Below are 18596 nucleotides of genomic sequence, written 5' to 3'. Positions count from 1 at the left end.
TCTGCCTTCCGGCGGTCGCGGCCGGCGGCATCAGGGCCGCGAGACTAAGCGGGCCGCGACGCAAGGCTATTGATCCAGGTTAGAATCCTGAAAAAAATGGCCCATTATCTCGCCAGCAACATCGGCAGCGTCTGCCAGATCACCGCGATCGCGCCCAGCAGCAAGCCGCCGCGCGCCAGCCGGGTTCGCCACCTAGCGAGACCGTCGCCGCGCGTCCGGCGACCGACCTCGAAGGCGAGGCCCGCCATGGCCGCGAGGCAGGCGATCGAAAGCATCCCGATGGCGACGCGCGCGGCCGCGCCGCTCCCCCAGAATTCGCCGATGCCGTAGAGCGCGAAAAAGTGCAGGCCCCAGAGGAGCATGCCGGCGAGAAGGATCGCCCAGGTCCGCATCACGCCATGCCGATCGCGCGGCCGAACAATGCGCCGACAAGGCCCTGAACGGCGCCGTAGGCGAGAAACAACATGGCGAGATCGACCGTATTGCTTCGCGGCGTCGTGAGCAATCCGCGCGCCGCGCGCGCGGCGCAGTAGCCCGCCATCATGAGGCCGGCGACGAGCGCGGTGGCCTGGAGCGCCTGCAGCGCGAAGACGGTAGCGCCCTGACCGCTGCCCTGCGGGCGGAGTCCCGCCGCACTCCAGTCCGCCCAGTCGCGCCACAGCGCCGCGCCCCCGGCGCCCGCCGCTAGGAGAAGCAGGCAGGACGCCTCGAGGGTGCCGCGACGCAACATGGGCCGCGCCGCGAGCGCGGCACTCAGCGCGGCGCCGTAGAGAAGGACGACCGGCGCCGCGGCGCCCATCGCCGGTGGGGGCATCCAGAAGCCGGGCTGGTTCGACCAGAGGAACGCGAGGCTGAAGAGCGCCATGATGAAAATCATCGCCATCACGGCGAGCAGGATGACCATCGCCCACCAACCGTGGCTCGCCGGACCCGTGACATAGGTCGGAACCATGATGCCCGCGCCGATATCGACCTCAGGCGGCTCGACCGGGCGATCGGTCTCCCAGAGCCAGCGCAGCACCGATATCACCGCCAGCAGCGCGCTGACCCATCCGAACATATAGGCCTGCACGGTGAGCGCGAGAAAGAAGCCCGCGGTGAAGATGGCGGCGGCGAAGGGCCAGGCCGAGGGCCCCGGCATGATCTGCAGATATTGGGGTTCGGCGAGCAGCGGACTGGTCACGATCGTCTCGCGGCGCCCCGTCGCCGAGCCGGGAAGGAAATAGCGCCCCGCGGCGACGTCCGCGGCGAGCTTCGGGTCGTCGCGCAAGGGCTCGCGGCTGCGCACGACCGGGATCGAGCGCGTCGAATATAATTCGCTCGGCAGCCATTCGAGCGTGCCGCCGTCATAGACGTTGCCGGCGTTGCCCGCCGCTGGCGCGAGCCGGAAGTTGCGCGCGAGATCGATGAGGAACAGAAGCACGCCGAGGGCCAGGATGACGGCGCCGATCGTCGAGATCAGGTTCGGGAGCTCGAGCCCCTGCCCGGGCAAATAGGTATAGACGCGCCGCGGCATGCCCTGGAGCCCGGCGAGATGCATCGGCAGGAAGGCGATATTCATCCCCGCGAACATCAGGCCGAACACCCATTTGGCGAGCCGTTCGGAGAGCGCGCGGCGACTCACCATCGGGATCCAGTAATAGAAGGCGGCAAAGAGCGGGAAGACCATCCCGCCGATCAGCACATAATGGAGGTGCGCGACGACGAAATAGCTGTCGTGCGCCTGCCAGTCGAACGGCACCATGGCGACCATCACCCCGGTGAGCCCGCCGGTGACGAAGATGATGATGCTGCCGAGCACGAAGAGGCCGGGCGCGTTGAAATTGCGCCTTCCGATCGCGAGCGTCGCGATCCAGGAGAAGACCTGCAGGCCGGCGGGAACGCTCACCGCCATCGAGGCGGCCGAAAAGAAGCCGGTCGTCATCGGCGGCATGCCGGTGGTGAACATATGGTGCGCCCAGACGCCGAAGCTGATGAAGCCGGTGGCGAGCATCGCGAGCACGATCAGCCGGTAGCCGACGAGCGCCTCGCGCGCGACCGCGGCGACGATCATGCTCATCATGCCGGCAGCGGGAAGGAAGATGATGTAGACCTCGGGGTGGCCGAAGAACCAGAAGAGATGCTGCCAGAGCATCGGATCGCCCCCGCGCGTCGCATCGAAGAAGGGCCAGTTGAACGCCCGCTCGATCTCGAGCAGCAACGTGCCCAGAATGATGCTCGGGAAAGCGATGACGATCATCACCGCGAAGACGAGCATCGCCCAGGCGAAGATCGGCATCTTGTCGAGGCTCATCCCCGGCGCGCGCGTGCGCAGGACGCCGACGATGATCTCGATCGCGCCCGCGATCGCGCTGATCTCGATGAATCCGATGCCGAGCAGCCAGAAATCGGTGTTGATCCCAGGCGAGAAGGCCTTCGAGGTCAGCGGCGGATACATGAACCAGCCGCCGTCGGGGGCGAGCCCGACGAAGATCGAGGCGAAGAAGCACAGGCCGCCCACCGCATAGGCCCAGAAGGCATAGGCCGAGAGGCGCGGGAACGGCAGGTCGCGCGCCGCGAGCATCTGCGGCAGGAGCAGCACCCCCGCCGCCTCGACCGCGGGCACCGCGAAGAGGAACATCATCACCGTGCCGTGCATGGTGAAGACCTGATTGTAAGTCCCCTGCGGGAGGATTTCGAGCATCGGCGCCGCGAGCTGCGCGCGCATCAGGAGCGCGAGCAGCCCCGCCATCAGAAAGAAGAGGAAGGCGGTGCCGAGATAATAGATGCCGACATAATTATTGTTGACGACGGTCAGATATTCCCAGCCCCTGGGTTTGCACCAGATCCGCCGCAGTTCCTCTTCCTCGCCCTCCGGGCGGCGGCCCCTGGTCGGAAAGCGATCGTAGAGCGCGGGATCGAACCCGGTCTCGGATCTCATTTCAGCGTCACCAGATAATCGCTGACGGCGCGAAGCTCGTCGCCGCCGAACTGATGATAGGCGGGCATGCGATTGCCGGGCTTGATCGCCTGCGCATCGGCGATCCAGCCCGCCATCGTTCCGGGATTGTTCGGGAGGATGCCCGCGCCGAGCGTCTGGCGCGCGCCGACATGCGTGAGGTCCGGGCCGGCGAGACCGTTCGCGGGGGTTCCGCGGATCGTGTGACAGGCGGCGCAGCCGCTCGAAAGGAAGATGTCCAACCCCCGCCCTCCGGCGCCGCTTGCCGGCAAGCGCGACGCCTTCCAGCGCGCGAAGTCGTCGGCCGCGTGCGCGACGACGACGAACCCCATCAAGGCGTGCGGCCCGCCGCAATATTCGGCGCATTGCCCCTTGTATATCCCGGGCTTGTCGGCCTGGATGAGCAGGCGATTGGTGCGCCCCGGGATCATGTCCATCTTGCCGCCGAGGCGCGGCACCCAGAAACTGTGGATGACATCGGCGGCCTCGAGTTCGAGAAGCACCGGCGTGCCGACCGGGATGTGAAGCTCGTTCGCGTCGCGCATCGTCTCGCGGCCCGCCGCGTCCTGGTAGTGGACGCGCCACCACCACATTTCGCCGATGATTTTCACGCGCATTTCCGAGCCGTCGACGCGCGCCGCCGAAAGCGAACCGGTGAGGATCAGCCCCCAGACGAGAAGGCCCGTCAGGACGATCACGGGAAAACCGAAGCCGAGGATCCAGATCGACCGCTCGCCGCCGAGCCGCGCCTTGAGCGCCGCCGAACCGTAGAGCGCCGCCCACAGGGCCGCGAGGACGATCGCAAGCACCCCGCCAGCGCCGAGCAGCAGGACCCAGGCGAGCGTCGTCACCGGCTCCGAATAGGGGCCCGCCGCGTCGAAGACCGCGGGCGGCCAGCCGGTACCCGCGCTAGTCACGCAGGCTCTGGAGCCAGGACGCGATATCGCGCGCCTCGCGCCGCGTCATCGGCACCGCGGGCATTGCGCTTCCCGGCACCGCCGATGGGGCGTCGCGCACGAAAGCGGCGAGACGGGGAAGGTCGTTCGGCAGCCGGCCTGCGATCAGGCCGCGACGGCCGAAACCGTGCAGCGGCGGACCCATGGTCCCTTTCGGCCAGCCGATGCCGGGCAGATCGTGGCAGGCGCCGCACCCGTGCCGCGCGGCGGCCGCCTTGCCGCGCGCGATCGCGGCGGCATCGGCTCGCGGAGGCGCGAGAGGGGCCGGGTCGCAGGCGGCCAGCAAGAGCAACATCGATCCCGCGACTCCCCTTTTCCCGATCATCCTCGAACCTCGTGCGCCACGCTTCGGGAACCACCCGGCGCCCGCATTGGTTCCCGCTCCGTGCGCGCCGCTGCCCTTCTCCTCCTCCTTCCCATCGCGGGATGCGACGCGCCCCCCCATGTCGACCGCTTTCGGGCCACCGGCGAGACGCTCGCGTTCAGCGGCGGCGACGCGGGCGCGGCGGCGGCCTGTTTCACCTGTCATGGCCTCGACGGCGAAGGCGACGGCGCGGAGAGCCCGCGTCTCGCCGGCCTCGACCCCGGCTATCTTCACCGGCAGCTCGCCGACTATGCCAATGGCAGGCGCGAGCATCGCCTGATGCGCACGATCGCGCTCAGCCTCTCCGACGCCGATCGCGCCAAGGTCTCGGCCTATTATGCCGGCCTTCCCACGCCCGCGAAGATTGCCGCCAGGACGGATGCGCAAGGCGAGCGGCTCTATCTCAGGGGGGACGCCGCGCGCGGTCTGGCCTCCTGCGCTACCTGTCACGGCGCCGACGGCGAAGGCGACGCGGCAAATCCGCCGCTCGCGGGGCAGCCGGCCGCGTATCTCGAACGCCAGCTCGCCGCGTGGCGAACGGGCCGGCGGAACAATGATCCGCTCGGCGAGATGCGCGCGATCAGCCGCCGGCTTTCGCCTTCCGAGGCGCGCGCGGTTTCGGCTTATGCGGCGGGTCTTCCCCCGGCTCGCGCTCGAGATCGGGCAGCATCCCGCGCAGCACATCGTGGCGATCCCAGAAATGATGCTTCAGCGCCGCGCCCACATGGACCGGGATCATCGCAACGAGAAGAATGACGAGCAGCGCGTGGATGCCCTCGGCCCAGTCGAGAATCCACCACTGGAGCGCCGGCGCGAGCGTCTCGAAGGGCATATAGGGAAAGGGAATGATTCCGGCGATGCGGAGCGGCTCGCCCTCGACCGCCGACCACATCGCCCAGCCGCTCAGGGGCAGGCCGAAAAAGCAGAGGTAGAAAAGGACATGCGTGACATAAGCCGCCATCGTCTGCCAGCCAAGCCGATCGGCGTCGTTGATCGGGCCGGGGATCACCAGTCGCCAGAGCATCCGCATCGCGGCGAGCACGAGCATCAGCAGCCCGATCTCGGCGTGAATGCGGAAGGCTTCGAGCTTGTCGCCGCCGGCGGGGATCCGGCTCATTCGCCACCCCCATCCGAGCTGAAAGAGAATGAGCGCGGCCATCACCCAGTGGAAGATCTGTCCGACCGGCGAATAGCGCCGGTCGTCGGCGTAGCGCGCCGCCCACGCCTGCAGCGCCTCGATCATCGGATTGCCGTGGCGGGCGGCGCCAGCATGTGCCAACCGCGCCAGAGCGCCGCGGCGAGGTAGAAGGCGGCCGCGGGTGCCCACATGATGAGGCCCGCGAGCTGCTGGTCTTCGAGCGGCGTCAGGTTCCAGGCAAATGTCGAAACGGCATGCGGCGGATAAAGCGGCGCGCCCGCGAAGGTGATCAGCGCGCCGAGCAGCCCCATCTGGACCATCATCGCGAGCAGCAGCAGGATTGCGGTTGGCGCGGCCGCGCGCCGCAGCGCGCCCCAGAAGGCGAGCGCGCTGGCGAGCAGCGACAGCTGCATCGTCCAGAAGATGAGGTCGCTCGACAGCGCGGCCGCATAAGGCGCGGGCGCGTGCCATATCCAGAACAGAAGGATATGCGCCGCCGCCCAGAGCGGCGCGCTGCCGCGTATCGCGAGGCGCGGCATGCCCCACAGCAGCCATGGCGCCGCCACGGCGGTCAGCAGCACATGATGGACCACGCGCACAGAGAAGAGCGCCGACGACAGGGCACAGAGCGGCGACACGAAAAGAAGGACGAGCACCGCCATGCCAGCCCAGAACGGCCGATCGACGCCGCGCCGCAGAGCCAGCGAGGCGGTCGCTGCGAACGCGAGGATAAGCAAGGGATCGCCGTTCCAGCGCGCGAGCCAGTCGGCGGGAAGCGGCGCCGCGCCGCAATAGGGAATCCAGCCTCGGTCCATCATGCGCCTTTCTCACCGGACGAACGTCGCGCCGCCGCGCGGGTTCCCGTGCATCCTCACGAAACCAATCGCCAAGCGGTGCATTCTTCGAGAGGAGCGGCAACCGGCGGAGAATGAGCTTGGCAACGACAGTCGATCGAACCGGCAGAAGCCCCCTGCACCCGCTTCACGCCCTGTTGCTCGCCTTTCCCATCGCGCTCTTCGCCTGCGCGCTTCTGTCCGATATCGCCTATCTGAAGAGCGCCGAGATGCAGTGGAGCAACTTTTCGGCCTGGCTGATCGTCGGGGCTCTCCTCTTCGGCGCGCCCGTCCTGCTCTGGTCGGCGGCAAGCCTGTTCCGCCGCCGCCGCGCCCCGGAGAGCCGACGCGCGCCCGCCTATTTCCTCCTCCTTCTCGTCATGTGGGTTGCCGGGCTCGTCAACGCCTTCAAGCATAGCCAGGATGCATGGAGCTCGGTCGGCAGCCTGGGGCTCGCGCTCTCGGTCGTGTCGGCCCTCACCGCGCTTGCCGCCGGCTGGATCGCCTATGGCGGCGAGAGGATCGCCCGATGACCGCGCGCGCCCTCCTCGTGCACCTGCTCGCGGCGAGTAGCCTCGCGGCCTGCGGCGGCGGCGACGAAAGCCTCGACCAGACGGGCGCGAGCCCCGCGCTCCCCGCGATCGACGAGACGCTCGTCCCGCCGATGAAGATCGCCAGGCCGCAGGGCTGGAACGGCGAACTTCCCACCGTACCGAAAGGCTTCACGATCACGCCGGTCGCGACCGACCTCAAGATCCCGCGCCAGATCCTCCTTCTCCCCAATGGCGACGTCCTGGTCGCCGAAGGCTCGGGCGGCCATGCCCCGAAACTGCGGCCCAAGGATGTCATCGCCGGCTACATCAAGAGCCTGGGCAAGAGCAGCGTCCAGGGCGGCGACCGCATCACGCTGCTCCGAGATGCCAACGGCGACGGCAAGCCCGAACTGCGCACGACCTTCATCGAGGATCTCGACGCGCCCTATGGTCTCGCGCTCGTGAACGGGAGCCTCTATGTCGCGAACCAGGGCGCGCTGCTGCGCTTCCCCTATAGCGACGGCCAGACACGTATCACGGCGCCCGGCGAAGAGATTACAAAGCTTCCCTCGAAGATCAATCACCACTGGACCAAGGCGCTCGCCGCGAGCCCCGACGGCAGCAAGCTTTATGTCGGGATCGGCTCGAACAGCAATGTCGGCGAACGCGGCCTCAGCCTCGAAGAGGATCGCGCGGTGATCTGGGAGGTCGACCCCTCGACAAAATCGAGCCGCATCTATGTCTCGGGAATCCGCAATCCGACCGCGCTCGCGTTCGAACCCGGCTCGAACATGCTCTGGGCCGTGGTCAATGAACGCGACGAACTCGGCGCCGAGCTCGTTCCCGACTATCTGACGTCGGTGCGCGAAGGCGCCTTCTACGGCTGGCCCTACAGCTATTGGGGACAGAATCCCGACCCGCGCGTCCACCCGCAAAGGCCCGAGCTCGTAAAGAGCGCGGTCGCCCCCGATTACGGGCTGGGCTCGCATGTCGCGCCGCTCGGGCTGAGTTTCGCCGACGGCAACGGCTTTGCCGGCTTCGCCGAGGGCGCCTTCATCGGCGAGCATGGCAGCTGGAACCGCCAGAATCTCGCCGGTTACAAGGTGAGCTTCGTGCCGTTTGCGAACGGGAGGCCGGCGGGCAAGCCGCGCGATTTCGTGACCGGCTTCATCGAGGACGGCCGCGCGCGCGGCCGTCCGGTCGGCGTCACGTTCGACGCGGCGCGCGGCGCGCTCTGGATTGCCGACGATCTGTCGAACACGGTGTGGCGCGTCACGGGTCCCCGCCCGCTCGCCTCGCCGGTCGGGCCGACGGCTGACCGGAACTGATCTAGGCTCCCTCGCCGGGCCTGAAACGGATCACCCGCCAGAGATAATAAAGCAGAAGCGCGGCCATGATCGCCGTGCTGATCGGACCGAGATATTTTTCGACGCCTTCGAAGCCTTCGCCGAGCAGATAGCCCGCGACCGCGAGTGCGCTCGTCCAGACCCCGGCACCGACGGCGCTCAGCAGGACGAACCGCACCGGCGGCATCGCGAACACGCCGGCCGGGATCGAGATCAAGGTCCGAAGCCCCGGGACGAGGTGCGCAAGCGGGACAGCCCAATTGCCATGCCGGCAGAACCAGTTTTCCATTTTCCGGATATCCGCGCCGCTCAAGGTGATCCAGCGTCCGTGGCGGTCGGCCCACCGGCGCAATCTTTCGTCGCCGATGCGCCGGGCGAGGGCGTACCAGAAAAGCGCGCCCGCGAGGGTTCCGGCGAGGCCCGCGATGATAACGAAGACGAGGCCATATTTGCCATCGGCGGCCCCGAAGCCGGCGAGCGGCATGATGACCTCGGACGGGATCGGCGGAAAGAGATTCTCGAGGAACATCAAAAAGATGATGCCCATATATCCCATCGTGTCGACGAGGTCGATGATCCAGTCCGTCATGCTCCGCTCCGATAGTCAGCCTTCTCCCGGAAACGATCGCCATCGGCAATCGATCCCGCAAGCCGGCCCCGCAGCTCGGTGTCGGCGGGAGCCGTCATCGGACCGCGGCGCGAAATCCCGCGATCAGAGACCGAATGGGAACGTGTCGCTTCCTGCTCCGGTCGCGCGGGCGGGCAGCGGCGACACCGCGCTCGTCCGGTCGAACCAGATCCAGGCATCGAACTGCTCGGGCAGCACGGCGCTCGAATAATGGCTCCAGCGCTCGGTATCGGGACGATAGATGACGCCGATGAAGCGCTCGAGCCGCGGCTCGAGCAGGTCGGCGCGCGCGTCGGGATGCACGCCCGCGCGCAGATCGAGCAGGAACCGTTCGAGCCCGACGTCATGACATAGGCGCTCATAGCTGTCGGGCCGCGAGGGATTGACCCGCTTCACCTCCATCTCGCCGCCCCAGTCGGTGGCGGCGGCGCCGGTGCCCCCGTGCGTGCCGAAACCGACAAGGCGTGCCGCGCCGCGATGATGCTCGCGGCAAAGCTGTCCGATGTTGAGCTCGCCGCGGGTTCGCCCCATGTCCGTGGCGCGCGCATCCCCGATGTGGCTATTGTGTGCCCAGACAACGGCTTTCGCTCCCTCTCCCCTTGCGCCAAGCAGCGATTGGAGCGTGTCGAACATGTGCCGATCGCGCAAATTCCAGCTCTCGGCCGCGCCGTAGAACATCGCGCGATAATAGGCTTCGGCGTTCGCGACGAGCCGCGCATTCTGCGTGGCGTCGAGAAAATCGTCGCCGTCTTTCGCTGCAAGGTCGCGGTCGCGGCGGAAGAGATCGCGCAGCTGGGCGACCACCGCCTCCTCGCACCGGGCAAAGCCCTCGGTGATCGCCATCCGGCCATAGCTTGCGGGATCGCTGCCGAAGGGCGCGAGGCAGGCATAACGCTCGCGCGCGACCGCCGCGGCCTCGGGATCCTCGCGATCGAGATAGGTCAGCACGGCGTCGATCGAGCCGGACATGTTATAGAGGTCGAGCCCGTAAAATCCGGCGCGCCGCGAGGGCTCGCGCCTTTCGTTCCAGCGCCGCAGCCAGGTCAAGAAGCCGGCCACATCCTCATTTCTCCACATCCAGGTCGGAAAGCGCTGGAAGGGCGGGCCGACCGCCGGCGCGAGCGCCTCGCGCAGGCGAACATGGCGGTCGACCGAGGCGGCATCGGGCCAGTCGGCCTCAACGGCAACGATCGTGAAGCCATGATGTTCGATCAGACGCCGGGTGATCGCGGCGCGCGCGCGATAGAATTCGGACGTGCCATGACTGGCCTCGCCCAGCAGGATCACCCGTGCGTCGGCAAAGCGGTCGATAAGCCCGGCGAACGCCGTATCGTCGATGGCGGGAAGCGGTTCCGCCGCCTCCCGGAGCCGGTGCAAGGCACGCGCCGCGTCGGGCTCGGGCGGCGCTGCGTCCCCGCGCCAGCCATGCGCGCCGATGAGCGGAACGAACCGGACCGCGCCGAGATCCTCCTCGAAAAATTCATCGTCGCCGGTGCGGGTCACGCGCGTGAGCCGCTGCTCGTCGGCACCGCCGACCGGCACGATGAGACGCCCATCGACCGCCAGCTGCTCGCGCAGCGGCCGCGGCACCGCCGGGCCCCCTGCCGCGACGAGGATGACGTCGAAGGGCGCGTTTTCGGGCCAGCCGCCCGTGCCGTCGCCGGTGCGAATGACCACATTGTCGTAGCCGAGGCGTTCGATGCGCGCGCGCGCGAGCGCGGCGAGCTCGGCCTGCCGGTCGATAGCGTGAACCCGCCGGCCGATGCGGCTCATCACGGAGGCGGCATATCCCGAGCCGACGCCGATCTCGAGGATGCGATCGTCGACCTGGATTTCCGCGGCTTCGAGCATCAGCGCGACGACATAGGGCTGCGAGATTGTCTGCCCCGCCTCGATCGGAAGCGGCGTGTCCTCATAGGCGAATTCGGCGAGCGCCGCGGGCACAAACGCTTCGCGCGGGACTTCGCGCATCGCGGCCAGGACATGCGGGTCGCGCACGCCGCGGGCGACCAGCTGCATATCGACCATGGCATCCCTGCGCTTCTTCAGATCGGCCATCGCAGCCTCCTTTGGGCGCCGCGCGGCGGCCCGACAATGGCGCCGCGGCCCCTTGGACGACGGGTGGGCGCCGCACCGTCGCCTTATGACCAACCGACCGGCGGGGCCGAAGTTCCGGTCGCGCGCCCGCCGCGCGCGTCCACGCAAAAGATCGGCAGGCTCGAAGGGCAGCGCTGCGCAGGTCCGCGCAACCGGTGCCTGCGTGCGGCGTTTCTTCCACATGACTGGCTCCGATTTTTCCCCCGCCCCCATGACGCCGCGCTGGCCCTCGGTCCTCTGGGTGGTGCGTCACGGCGAAAGCGCCGGCAATGTCGCGCGCGACGCCGCCCAAGCGGCGCGCGCGCATCGTATCGCGCTCGATCACCGCGACGTCGATGTCCCCTTGTCCGACCTCGGCAAGAAGCAATCTCGCGCGCTCGGCGAATGGTTTGCCGCCGGACAGGAAGACGGGCGTCCCGAGGTGATGCTCGCGTCGCCCTATATCCGCGCCGTCCAGACCGCCGAGATTTTCCGCGACGCCGGCGGCTGCGCGCCGGATGAGCGCATCTGCATCGACGAACGGCTTCGCGAGAAGGAATTCGGCATTCTCGACGGCCTCACGCGTTTCGGGATCGAGGCCGCCTATCCCGAGCAGGCCGAATTTCGCGGTCTCCTCGGAAAATTCTATCACCGCCCGCCCGGCGGCGAGAGCTGGTGCGACGTCATTCTCCGGCTCCGCTCGCTGCTCGATACGGTCTCGCTTCACTATGGCGGGCGCCGGGTGATGATCGTCGCGCACCAGGTCGTCGTCCTTTGCCTGCGCACGATCATCGAAAATCTCGGCGAGAAGGAAATTCTGGCGATCGACAGGGCCGGCGACGTCGCCAATTGCGCGATCACCGAATATCGTTTCGATCCCGACGCGGGCCGTGACGGCAATCTGATGCTGGCGCGTTACAACGTCACCGCGCCGATGAAGAACGAGGTCCCGGTCACCCGCGAACCCGATGCGATGGTCGCCGCACGTGGCTGACGCCGTTGCGCTCGATACCGGCTGGCTCAAGGCGCACCCGCTCCCCGCCCACGCCGATGATGTCGACAAGAACGAACGCGGAAAATTGCTGGTGATCGGCGGCTCGCGCCGCGTCCCCGGGGGCGTCGGCCTGGCGGCCGAGGCCGCCTTTCGCGCCGGCGCGGGGAAGGTCACCATCGCCACGATCGCCTCGGCAGCCCTTCCGCTTGGCCTCGCCTTTCCCGAATGCGCGGTGGTCGAACTGGCCGAGACCAGGGCCGGCGAGATCGCGGCTGACGCGTCGGATGCATTGCGCGCCGAACTATCGCCGCATCACGCCGTGGTCCTGGGCCCCGCCATGACCGACGAAGCGGCCGCCGACGCGCTCCTCGCGGGGCTGCTTCCGTTTCTTGCGGAGGAGCAATTTCTGGTCCTCGACGCGGCAGCGCTGCGCGCCGCAGCCAATCATGCCGGCGCCCTTGCAGAGCGCGGTGCCCGGACCGTCTACACGCCGCATCAAGGCGAGCTTGCGGCGATGCTCGCGCTCGAAAGGTCCGTCGTCGAGGCCGATCCGATCGCGGCGCTCGCCCATGCGACCGAAGATTTTGGCGGCGCCGTGATGGTCAAGGGCGCGACAAGCCACATCATGGCGGGTCGAACCTGCCTTGCCTATGCCGGGGGCGGTATCGGTCTGGCGACGGGCGGACCGGGCGATGTGCTCGCCGGGCTGATCGGTGCATTCGGCGCGCAGGGCCTCCAGGCGCTGGAGGCGGCGGCCTGGGGAACCTGGCTGCACGGCGAGGCGGGTCGCCGCCTTTCGGAAACCATGGGACCGATCGGCTTCCTCGCGCGCGAACTTCCGGCGCTGGTTCCGGGACTGATGCGCGCCCTGTGAAGAGGGCGAGGGGTTGAGCGCGAGCCGACGGCTATCGCCGGGCGGCTACGACCTCGTACTGAATGGGCTTGAAGCTGCCGCCGCAGCTATCATAGGCCGAGCAGGCGGTCAGGCCGACCACGAGATCGGCGAGCGCCCGCATGGCGATGAAGTCACCGGCGCGGGTGGTCGGCGCCAGAACCCTTATCCCGCCGTCGCCGTCGATCGGCACGTTCATGAAGATATTGAATGCGACGGGAATGGCGTCTTCGCCGACGCCGTACGGCGCGAGGGCCTCGGCGAGATTGCCGAAGCAGCCGCGATGGACGGGTTTGCCGGGGTAGAAATGACGAAATGTCGCCTCGCTGCAGGGCGTCAGCAGAAAATCATGCGAGCCCGCGCTGTCCTCGACGATCTCCAACATCGGGTTCGACCGGTTCGACCACAGGCGATTGCCCCTGGTCAGCCGGATCGTCTCCTCATAATCGAAGGTGCGGCCATTGGACAAAGCCTCGCGCCGGTCGGCCGCCATGAAAGCAAGCATATCGCTTACCTGCCCGCCCTCGGGGTCGATCACCCGCAAGATTTCTCCGGCCTTGATTTCGAAAGCCCGGCCGCTCCGCGGAGCGATCACATTCACCGTCATGTCCAACCTCTTCCCGCGCGAGCGAGCCTATCGCGCACGGCAGCGCGCGTCCGCTCGCAATGGGCATTTCAAAGCAATGAAACGGGCTGGAAGCGCTTTGGCTCCCTCCCCCCGCCGCCCTTTGCAGCCGAATGATCGGCATTCGGCGCCCGCGCCGCCTTTTTCCTAACCTGGGTTGAGAAAAACGCCTTTTCTCCCTCCCGAACGGGCCGCCGGAGGAACCGGTCTCCAGGCCGGGCGTCGTTCTCGAGCGCGCTTGGCAGGGAGACGCCCGATGCTTGACGAGACTCACGAAACGCTCGAAGCGGCCGCCGCGATCGTCCTCGCCGGCGCCGCCGCGCGCGGTCTTCGTATCGCAACCGCCGAAAATCGCACCGGCGGCCTGGTCGCCGCCCTGCTTTCGAGCGTCGATACGCGGGCGCGCTGGTTCGCGCGCGGGCTAGTCGTCGCCACCGAAGCGGCCCAGCGCGAATTGCTGGGCGTTCCGCAAGCGCTGATCGACCAGTGCGGCCCCGTGTCGCGTCCCGTCGCGCTGGCAATGGCCGAAGGCGCGCGTCTGCGTTCGGCGGCGGACGCCGGACTTGCCGTCGCAGGCCATCCCTCCGCCGTTGCCGAGCATGAGGAACCCGGCCTTCTATTTGTCGCAGCGAGCTCGGGCGAGCGCGCCGAATGCCGCGAATTTCATCTCGGGCCGCTCGATGACGACGCGCTGCGCGATCATGCGGCGCTCGCCGCGCTGTCGGTCCTTGCCGGTTTCGTCAAAGACTATCCCGCGGCCTCCGGGCGCGGCGCGGTCCTCGAGATATTGCAGCGATGATCCGCGCGTAACCCATGCTGGCACCGCAAGCCGACATATCCGACGCCGAGCGCGAGCGCGGCCTTCAGCGGCTCGTGATCGAGGCCCTCTTCTCCAATACCACGGCAGCGCTCACGACCGGCGTGGTCCTCACCGCCTTCGCCATCCATCTGGGCGCCAACAATTCCACCATCGGGCTGCTCGCGGCGCTGCCTTTCCTGACGCAGCTGGCTCAGCTGCCCGCGATTGCGCTGATCGAGCGGCTGCGGCAGCGAAAGCGTATCGCCGTGCTGTCGAGCGTCTTCGGCCGCTTGATGCTGGGTGTCATGGCTCTGGCGCCATTTGCCGGATCGCTTGCGCTGCCCGGGCTTGTCACCGCGACGCTCGTCCTGTGCGCGCTCGGAGCCGTGGGGGGCTGCGCATGGAACAGCTGGATGCGCGACCTCGCGCCAGAGGATCGCATGGGTCGCATCTTCGCCCGCCGCACCTTCTATGCCACGATCACGAGCCTGCTCGCCGGCCTCGGCGCCGCGCTCGCGCTCGAATGGACGCCCGAAAGGAGCCAGGCGCGCGATCTCGCTTTCGCCGGCCTCTATGCCGCGGGATGTGCCGCGGGGCTGTACAGCGCGTGGATCGTCGCGCGTATGCCCGAGCCGCGCATGCCCGACGTCGACCGGCGCGCGACCCATCTTCTCGCCCAGCTGCGACGTCCGCTCGGCGATCTCAATTTCCGCCGGCTCATCCTGTTCCTTGGCACCTGGCAGTTCGCGATCAACTTCGCGACGCCCTTCTTCACCGTCTATCTCGTGCGCCAGCTCGGTTACGACATGACGGTCGTCATGGGCCTCTCGATCGCCAGTCAGATCGCCAACGCGGTCGCGCTTCGAAACTGGGGAACGCTTGCCGATCGCTACGCGAACAAGTCGGTGCTGCTCGTGGCCGCCCCCCTCTACATCGTCTGTATCGCGGGCATGGCGGGCGGCTCGCAGATCGCCGATCCGGCGATGCGGCTCGCCTGGCTCGGCGCGCTTCATCTCTTCATGGGGGCCGCCGTAGCGGGTGTCACGCTCGCGACCGCGAATATCGCGCTCAAGCTGTCGCCGCGCGGCGAAGCCGCGTCCTATCTCGCCGCCAGCGCGGTCGTCACCGCGCTCGCTGCGGGCTCGGCACCCATCGCGGGAGGGCTGCTCGCCGACTTCTTCGCGGTCCGGCGCCTCGAGCTGGTCGGTCGATGGACCGATCCCGAGGGTGTTTTTACCTACCTGTCGCTCGCGCTCAGCAACTGGGATTTCTATTTCCTGCTCTCGGCGGTTCTCGGCCTCTACGCGCTTCACCGCCTCGGCCATGTCGAAGAGGCGGGCGAGATCGGCCGACAGGAAATGCTCCGCCAGGTCGTCAAGGAGACGCGCGGTTCGATCCATAATTTCTCGACCGTCACCGGGCTGAAGGCGCTGACCGAATTCCCCTCGAACCTGGTCCGCGAGATGCAGGTGCGCCAGCGCTATCGGCAGATCCACCGCAAGCGCGACGAGGGACGATCGCGAAGCGGCTGAACGCGCGATGGGAGCGCGCGGCGTCGTTCGGCGCCCAGGGCCGCCAATCGCCTTGGCACCCCGAAGGCGATCGGCGGATCAGACCATCAGGTCGAGCAAGTCGGCGACGGTCGTGGTGGCGAAGCCGATGGCGCTGTCCGAGATGCCATAGGGAATGAAGATCTCGCTCCCCACCATGAGAGCCCCGCAGGTATATACGACATTGGGCACATAGCCTTCGCGATCGCTTTCGGCCGCCGACAGGATGGGGCATGCGGTCCGCGCAAGGACGCGCGAGGGATCGTCGCGATCGAGCAGCGCCGCGCCCAGGCTGTATTTTCGCATCGCGCCCACACCGTGCGTGAGCAGGATCCATCCTTCATCGCATTCGATCGGGCTTCCGCAATTGCCCATCTGGACAAATTCCCAGGGAAATTGCGGGCTCAGCAACGCAATGCCCTCATCGTCCCACCGGGTAAGGTCGGGCGACGACAGCAAGGTGACATTCTTGCCGTCCTGCCGTCCGACGACGAGATAGCGGCCGCCGACCTTGCGCGGGAAGAGCGCCATTCCCTTGTTGCGGGCAGCGCGCCCCGCCAGCGGCTCGAGGCTGAAGCTCGCGAAGTCGGTGGTCCGCAGCAGCTCGGAGCGGATCGCATGCCCCGAATAGGCCGTGTAGGTTCCGAGATACTCCTGCGAACCATCGTCGTGCGTGAAGTGGACGAGACGCAAATCCTCCAGCCCGTTCCGTTGGGCTTCGGTAACCGGAAACAGCACGCTGTTCGAGATGGCGCTGTCGGGCTGGCGATGGACGAGCGTCGCATCCTCGGGTTCGAGATGGTGTCGGTCGTCGGGCACGGCGGCCATCGCGGGGCCGGACTGGGGCCAGAGCGTGAAATCGCCGTCGGGGCCGACAATCCCCTCGCGAAACGCAACCGAACTGATGTGCCCTTCCCCGACCGCGCGCATCGACATGATGAAGCGTTGCTGGCCCGACCCGATGCCCGTCTGATCGGGATGCGGCACGATGCTCGGGTTCATGAGCGCGGCTGCGGCATAGCTATATTCGTGGCAGAAATAGGCGCCGATCAGCCTTCGCTTGACGGGCGATACGGCGCCCTCATCGAGGCGCATATCCTCGGCAATGTCACGGAAGCGCTCGTCGAATATTCTTCCGATCTGCCAGTGCCGTTCGGCAAAATCCTTCCAGATGCCATTGAGTTCGAGTTCGGCATCGTCCTCGTCGAGCCCCAGAATGTCGCGGACGAGAAGTTCGGCGCGGGTCGTCTCCGACACATTTTCCTGCCACGCGAGGTGAAAGGGACGCAGCACGACCCGCGACGGGTCGGCGGTGAGTTTCTCGCGCAGGATCCGCAGCGGCGACTGGACGGCTCGGCAATTCAGCATAGGCGACGTCAACATCCTTCGAGGGCGCGCGCACAGGATAAGGGGGGGCCGGCGAGCAACGCAAGCCCAAACCCGTCACCGATCGCGCGCCCGCTTCAGGTCGGCGCGCCAAGCCTCTCGCTTTGCCGCAGCCCGCCGGCACAGGATGCCGGTTCGCCGCCGCGGCGAAGCGACAGCGACCGGAGATGCGGCTGCTCCCGCTCCATCAAGCGCATGCGCTCCCGGCCCCTCCGACACGAACGACTGTCGCGTGGCCCGCCCGCCCGCCGCCATGCGGGGGGGACGGGCGGGCCGGACGTTCAAAAGGGATAGTCGACGCCGTAATAGCCATATACGTCGCGGCCATAATTGCGGTCGAATGCCGGCTGCGCGTCGCCCGAGTAGCGCGGCGCCTTCTCGAGCATGGCCTTGTCGAGCGCCACGACATAGCCGCCCTGCCGCGTGTCATATGTGAGCACGTCCCAGGGGAGCGGATAATAGTCGCTTCCGATCCCGAACAAGCCCCCGAACTGGAGCACGGCATATTCGACCTGGCCGGCGCGCTTATCGACCATGAAATTGTACACGGAGCCGAGCTTTTCGCCCTCGCGGTTATAGACGGCGGTGCCCTCGACCTTGTTCGACGCGATCAGGCGGTCGGTTTCGTCGGTGGCGATATCGGTGGGAGACATGTGCGCTTCCTTTCAGTTGAGTGCATCAACGAAAACGCGCGGCGCCCGCCGGCTATCCCGCCGGACTTGTTAAAATGGATCAACCATCGGCGCGCCGCGAAGGCGGTGGGCGGCCCCGTTCGCCAATTCCACTGCGGGCTCGCGCGCGCAATCCCGACGCCCTTCAGTCGACCGATCGGACAAGGTCGGCTCCGCGCCACGCGGCGGGTCCGATCAGCGCGCCATGCGCGATCCGTACCGAGTGGAGCGGCGCTTCGATCCGGCGGCGCCACAATCCCAGAAAGTCGAACAGCACCGGAAAGTCGGGCGGAAGATCATAGTCCTGCCAGACGAAGAGCTGGAGCAACGACGGATAATCGGGCCGGTAATAATGGATCTCGGCGGTCGTCAGCCGATAGCCGTCCATCTGCGCGACCAGCGCCCGGTCGGTCATGACGCGCGCGCCTCGCCGCCGTCGAGCGACCGCAGCGCCGCGAGTATGTCGTCGACGGGCACAGCGCGCGAGACGCCGGGCGGCTTTCGAAGCGCGGGCTTGTCGCGGACCGCCGAACGGTCCGATGCCCAGGACGCGAGCAGTGCGCGCTTGACCTCGGGCTCGAGGCTCGGGTGGCGCGCTACGTCGAACGGATGAAGAAAACGGGAAAATGGCTCGGACATGATCGTGCCTCCTTCCTTTGTCGCCATTCCTTTCTCGTCGTGCGGCGATGCGCCGCAGATACAGATTTTGGGAAGGAAGCGAGTCGCGTCAAGAGGCGTCAGGCATCTGAAAAGAGGCCTTTTGCGCCTGCCGCTCGAGGGGCGAAAAAATTCCGAACGAACCTCTTGAAGCGAAAAAAGCGCTTTCCTAGCTCTTCGGCGCCGCGCGTTCCGGACAGGCGCGCGGTC

The 18596-nt window shown here is 67.5% G+C and carries 19 protein-coding genes and 1 pseudogene; 7 read left to right on the top strand and 13 right to left on the bottom strand.

What is annotated here, in order from left to right:
• Positions 1–104: 104 nt before the first annotated feature.
• From VSX79_RS06540 to VSX79_RS18580, 4 genes are read right to left on the bottom strand one after another with little or no spacing between them, the layout of a single operon-like run.
• The gene (locus tag VSX79_RS06540; RefSeq protein ID WP_326914889.1) at positions 105–392 is read right to left on the bottom strand and encodes a hypothetical protein; all 288 of its coding nucleotides are present in this window, start codon (positions 390–392) and stop codon (positions 105–107) included.
• Positions 392–2920, bottom strand: coding sequence for a cbb3-type cytochrome c oxidase subunit I (locus VSX79_RS06535; protein WP_326914888.1), 2529 nt, complete (start codon positions 2918–2920; stop codon positions 392–394). The genes VSX79_RS06540 and VSX79_RS06535 overlap by 1 nt, the downstream gene beginning before the upstream one ends.
• On the bottom strand, positions 2917–3855 hold the full coding sequence (gene coxB, locus VSX79_RS06530; protein WP_326914887.1) for a cytochrome c oxidase subunit II: 939 nt from the start codon (positions 3853–3855) through the stop codon (positions 2917–2919). Before coxB ends, VSX79_RS06535 begins: the two co-directional genes overlap by 4 nt.
• Positions 3848–4189 carry a c-type cytochrome gene (locus VSX79_RS18580; RefSeq protein ID WP_407697263.1) on the bottom strand — a complete coding sequence of 114 codons (342 nt, stop codon included), beginning with the start codon at positions 4187–4189 and terminating at the stop codon, positions 3848–3850. Before VSX79_RS18580 ends, coxB begins: the two co-directional genes overlap by 8 nt.
• Between VSX79_RS18580 and VSX79_RS18575 the strand changes: the two are divergent.
• Positions 4073–4825: pseudogene (locus VSX79_RS18575) on the top strand (c-type cytochrome); the annotation flags it as partial. The gene VSX79_RS18580 and the pseudogene VSX79_RS18575 sit on opposite strands and share 117 nt — an antisense overlap.
• A 13-nt stretch (positions 4826–4838) precedes the next feature.
• Here the strand turns inward: VSX79_RS18575 and VSX79_RS06520 are convergent.
• Entirely contained in the window at positions 4839–5501 is a 663-nt protein-coding gene (locus tag VSX79_RS06520; protein WP_326914885.1) for a cytochrome b, read from the bottom strand.
• On the bottom strand, positions 5498–6214 hold the full coding sequence (locus VSX79_RS06515; RefSeq protein ID WP_326914884.1) for a cytochrome c oxidase assembly protein: 717 nt from the start codon (positions 6212–6214) through the stop codon (positions 5498–5500). Before VSX79_RS06515 ends, VSX79_RS06520 begins: the two co-directional genes overlap by 4 nt.
• Positions 6215–6330: 116 nt before the next feature.
• Here VSX79_RS06515 and VSX79_RS06510 point away from each other — a divergent pair, with 116 nt between their 5' ends.
• Together VSX79_RS06510 and VSX79_RS06505 are read left to right on the top strand one after the other, a co-directional pair.
• Positions 6331–6762: a DUF2231 domain-containing protein gene (locus VSX79_RS06510; RefSeq protein WP_326914883.1), complete on the top strand. Its 432-nt coding sequence runs from the start codon at positions 6331–6333 to the stop codon at positions 6760–6762.
• Entirely contained in the window at positions 6759–8090 is a 1332-nt protein-coding gene (locus VSX79_RS06505; protein ID WP_326914882.1) for a PQQ-dependent sugar dehydrogenase, read from the top strand. The genes VSX79_RS06510 and VSX79_RS06505 overlap by 4 nt, the downstream gene beginning before the upstream one ends.
• 1 nt (position 8091) lies before the next feature.
• Here the strand turns inward: VSX79_RS06505 and VSX79_RS06500 are convergent, their stop codons facing one another.
• Positions 8092–8697 carry a DedA family protein gene (locus VSX79_RS06500; protein ID WP_326914881.1) on the bottom strand — a complete coding sequence of 202 codons (606 nt, stop codon included), beginning with the start codon at positions 8695–8697 and terminating at the stop codon, positions 8092–8094.
• 123 nt (positions 8698–8820) lie between these two features.
• Positions 8821–10794: a protein-L-isoaspartate(D-aspartate) O-methyltransferase gene (locus tag VSX79_RS06495; protein WP_326914880.1), complete on the bottom strand. Its 1974-nt coding sequence runs from the start codon at positions 10792–10794 to the stop codon at positions 8821–8823.
• Positions 10795–11014: 220 nt separating this feature from the next.
• On the opposite strand from VSX79_RS06495, the gene VSX79_RS06490 reads away from it, so the two are divergent.
• On the top strand, positions 11015–11806 hold the full coding sequence (locus VSX79_RS06490) for a histidine phosphatase family protein (RefSeq protein WP_326914879.1): 792 nt from the start codon (positions 11015–11017) through the stop codon (positions 11804–11806).
• Positions 11799–12680: an NAD(P)H-hydrate dehydratase gene (locus VSX79_RS06485; RefSeq protein ID WP_326914878.1), complete on the top strand. Its 882-nt coding sequence runs from the start codon at positions 11799–11801 to the stop codon at positions 12678–12680. The genes VSX79_RS06490 and VSX79_RS06485 overlap by 8 nt, the downstream gene beginning before the upstream one ends.
• Positions 12681–12711: 31 nt before the next feature.
• Here the strand turns inward: VSX79_RS06485 and VSX79_RS06480 are convergent, their stop codons facing one another.
• Complete coding sequence (locus VSX79_RS06480) at positions 12712–13305, bottom strand: urea carboxylase-associated family protein (RefSeq protein WP_326914877.1); 594 nt, start codon at positions 13303–13305, stop codon at positions 12712–12714.
• A gap of 274 nt (positions 13306–13579) precedes the next feature.
• Between VSX79_RS06480 and VSX79_RS06475 the strand changes: the two genes are divergently transcribed.
• Positions 13580–14122, top strand: a complete 543-nt coding sequence (locus tag VSX79_RS06475) for a CinA family protein (protein ID WP_326914876.1) — start codon at positions 13580–13582, stop codon at positions 14120–14122.
• A 14-nt stretch (positions 14123–14136) separates the two neighbouring features.
• Positions 14137–15654 (top strand): MFS transporter, encoded by a 1518-nt coding sequence (locus VSX79_RS06470; RefSeq protein ID WP_326914875.1) that lies wholly within the window; start codon positions 14137–14139, stop codon positions 15652–15654.
• Between the two features lie 78 nt (positions 15655–15732).
• Here the strand turns inward: VSX79_RS06470 and VSX79_RS06465 are convergent, their stop codons facing one another.
• The 4 genes from VSX79_RS06465 to VSX79_RS06450 all read right to left on the bottom strand — a co-directional run bounded on the left by VSX79_RS06465 (position 15733) and on the right by VSX79_RS06450 (position 18368).
• Complete coding sequence (locus VSX79_RS06465) at positions 15733–17040, bottom strand: glycoside hydrolase family 130 protein (RefSeq protein ID WP_326914874.1); 1308 nt, start codon at positions 17038–17040, stop codon at positions 15733–15735.
• A gap of 299 nt (positions 17041–17339) precedes the next feature.
• Complete coding sequence (locus VSX79_RS06460; RefSeq protein WP_326914873.1) at positions 17340–17711, bottom strand: PRC-barrel domain-containing protein; 372 nt, start codon at positions 17709–17711, stop codon at positions 17340–17342.
• 163 nt (positions 17712–17874) lie between these two features.
• Positions 17875–18144 (bottom strand): usg protein, encoded by a 270-nt coding sequence (locus tag VSX79_RS06455; RefSeq protein WP_326914872.1) that lies wholly within the window; start codon positions 18142–18144, stop codon positions 17875–17877.
• On the bottom strand, positions 18141–18368 hold the full coding sequence (locus VSX79_RS06450; protein ID WP_326914871.1) for a hypothetical protein: 228 nt from the start codon (positions 18366–18368) through the stop codon (positions 18141–18143). Before VSX79_RS06450 ends, VSX79_RS06455 begins: the two co-directional genes overlap by 4 nt.
• Positions 18369–18596 lie beyond the last annotated feature (228 nt).

The organism is Sphingopyxis chilensis (assembly GCF_035930445.1).
GTDB classification, from domain to species: domain Bacteria; phylum Pseudomonadota; class Alphaproteobacteria; order Sphingomonadales; family Sphingomonadaceae; genus Sphingopyxis; species Sphingopyxis chilensis.
The sequence above is the reverse complement of the archived record's forward strand: the minus strand, read 5'-3'. Positions and strand labels throughout refer to the sequence as shown.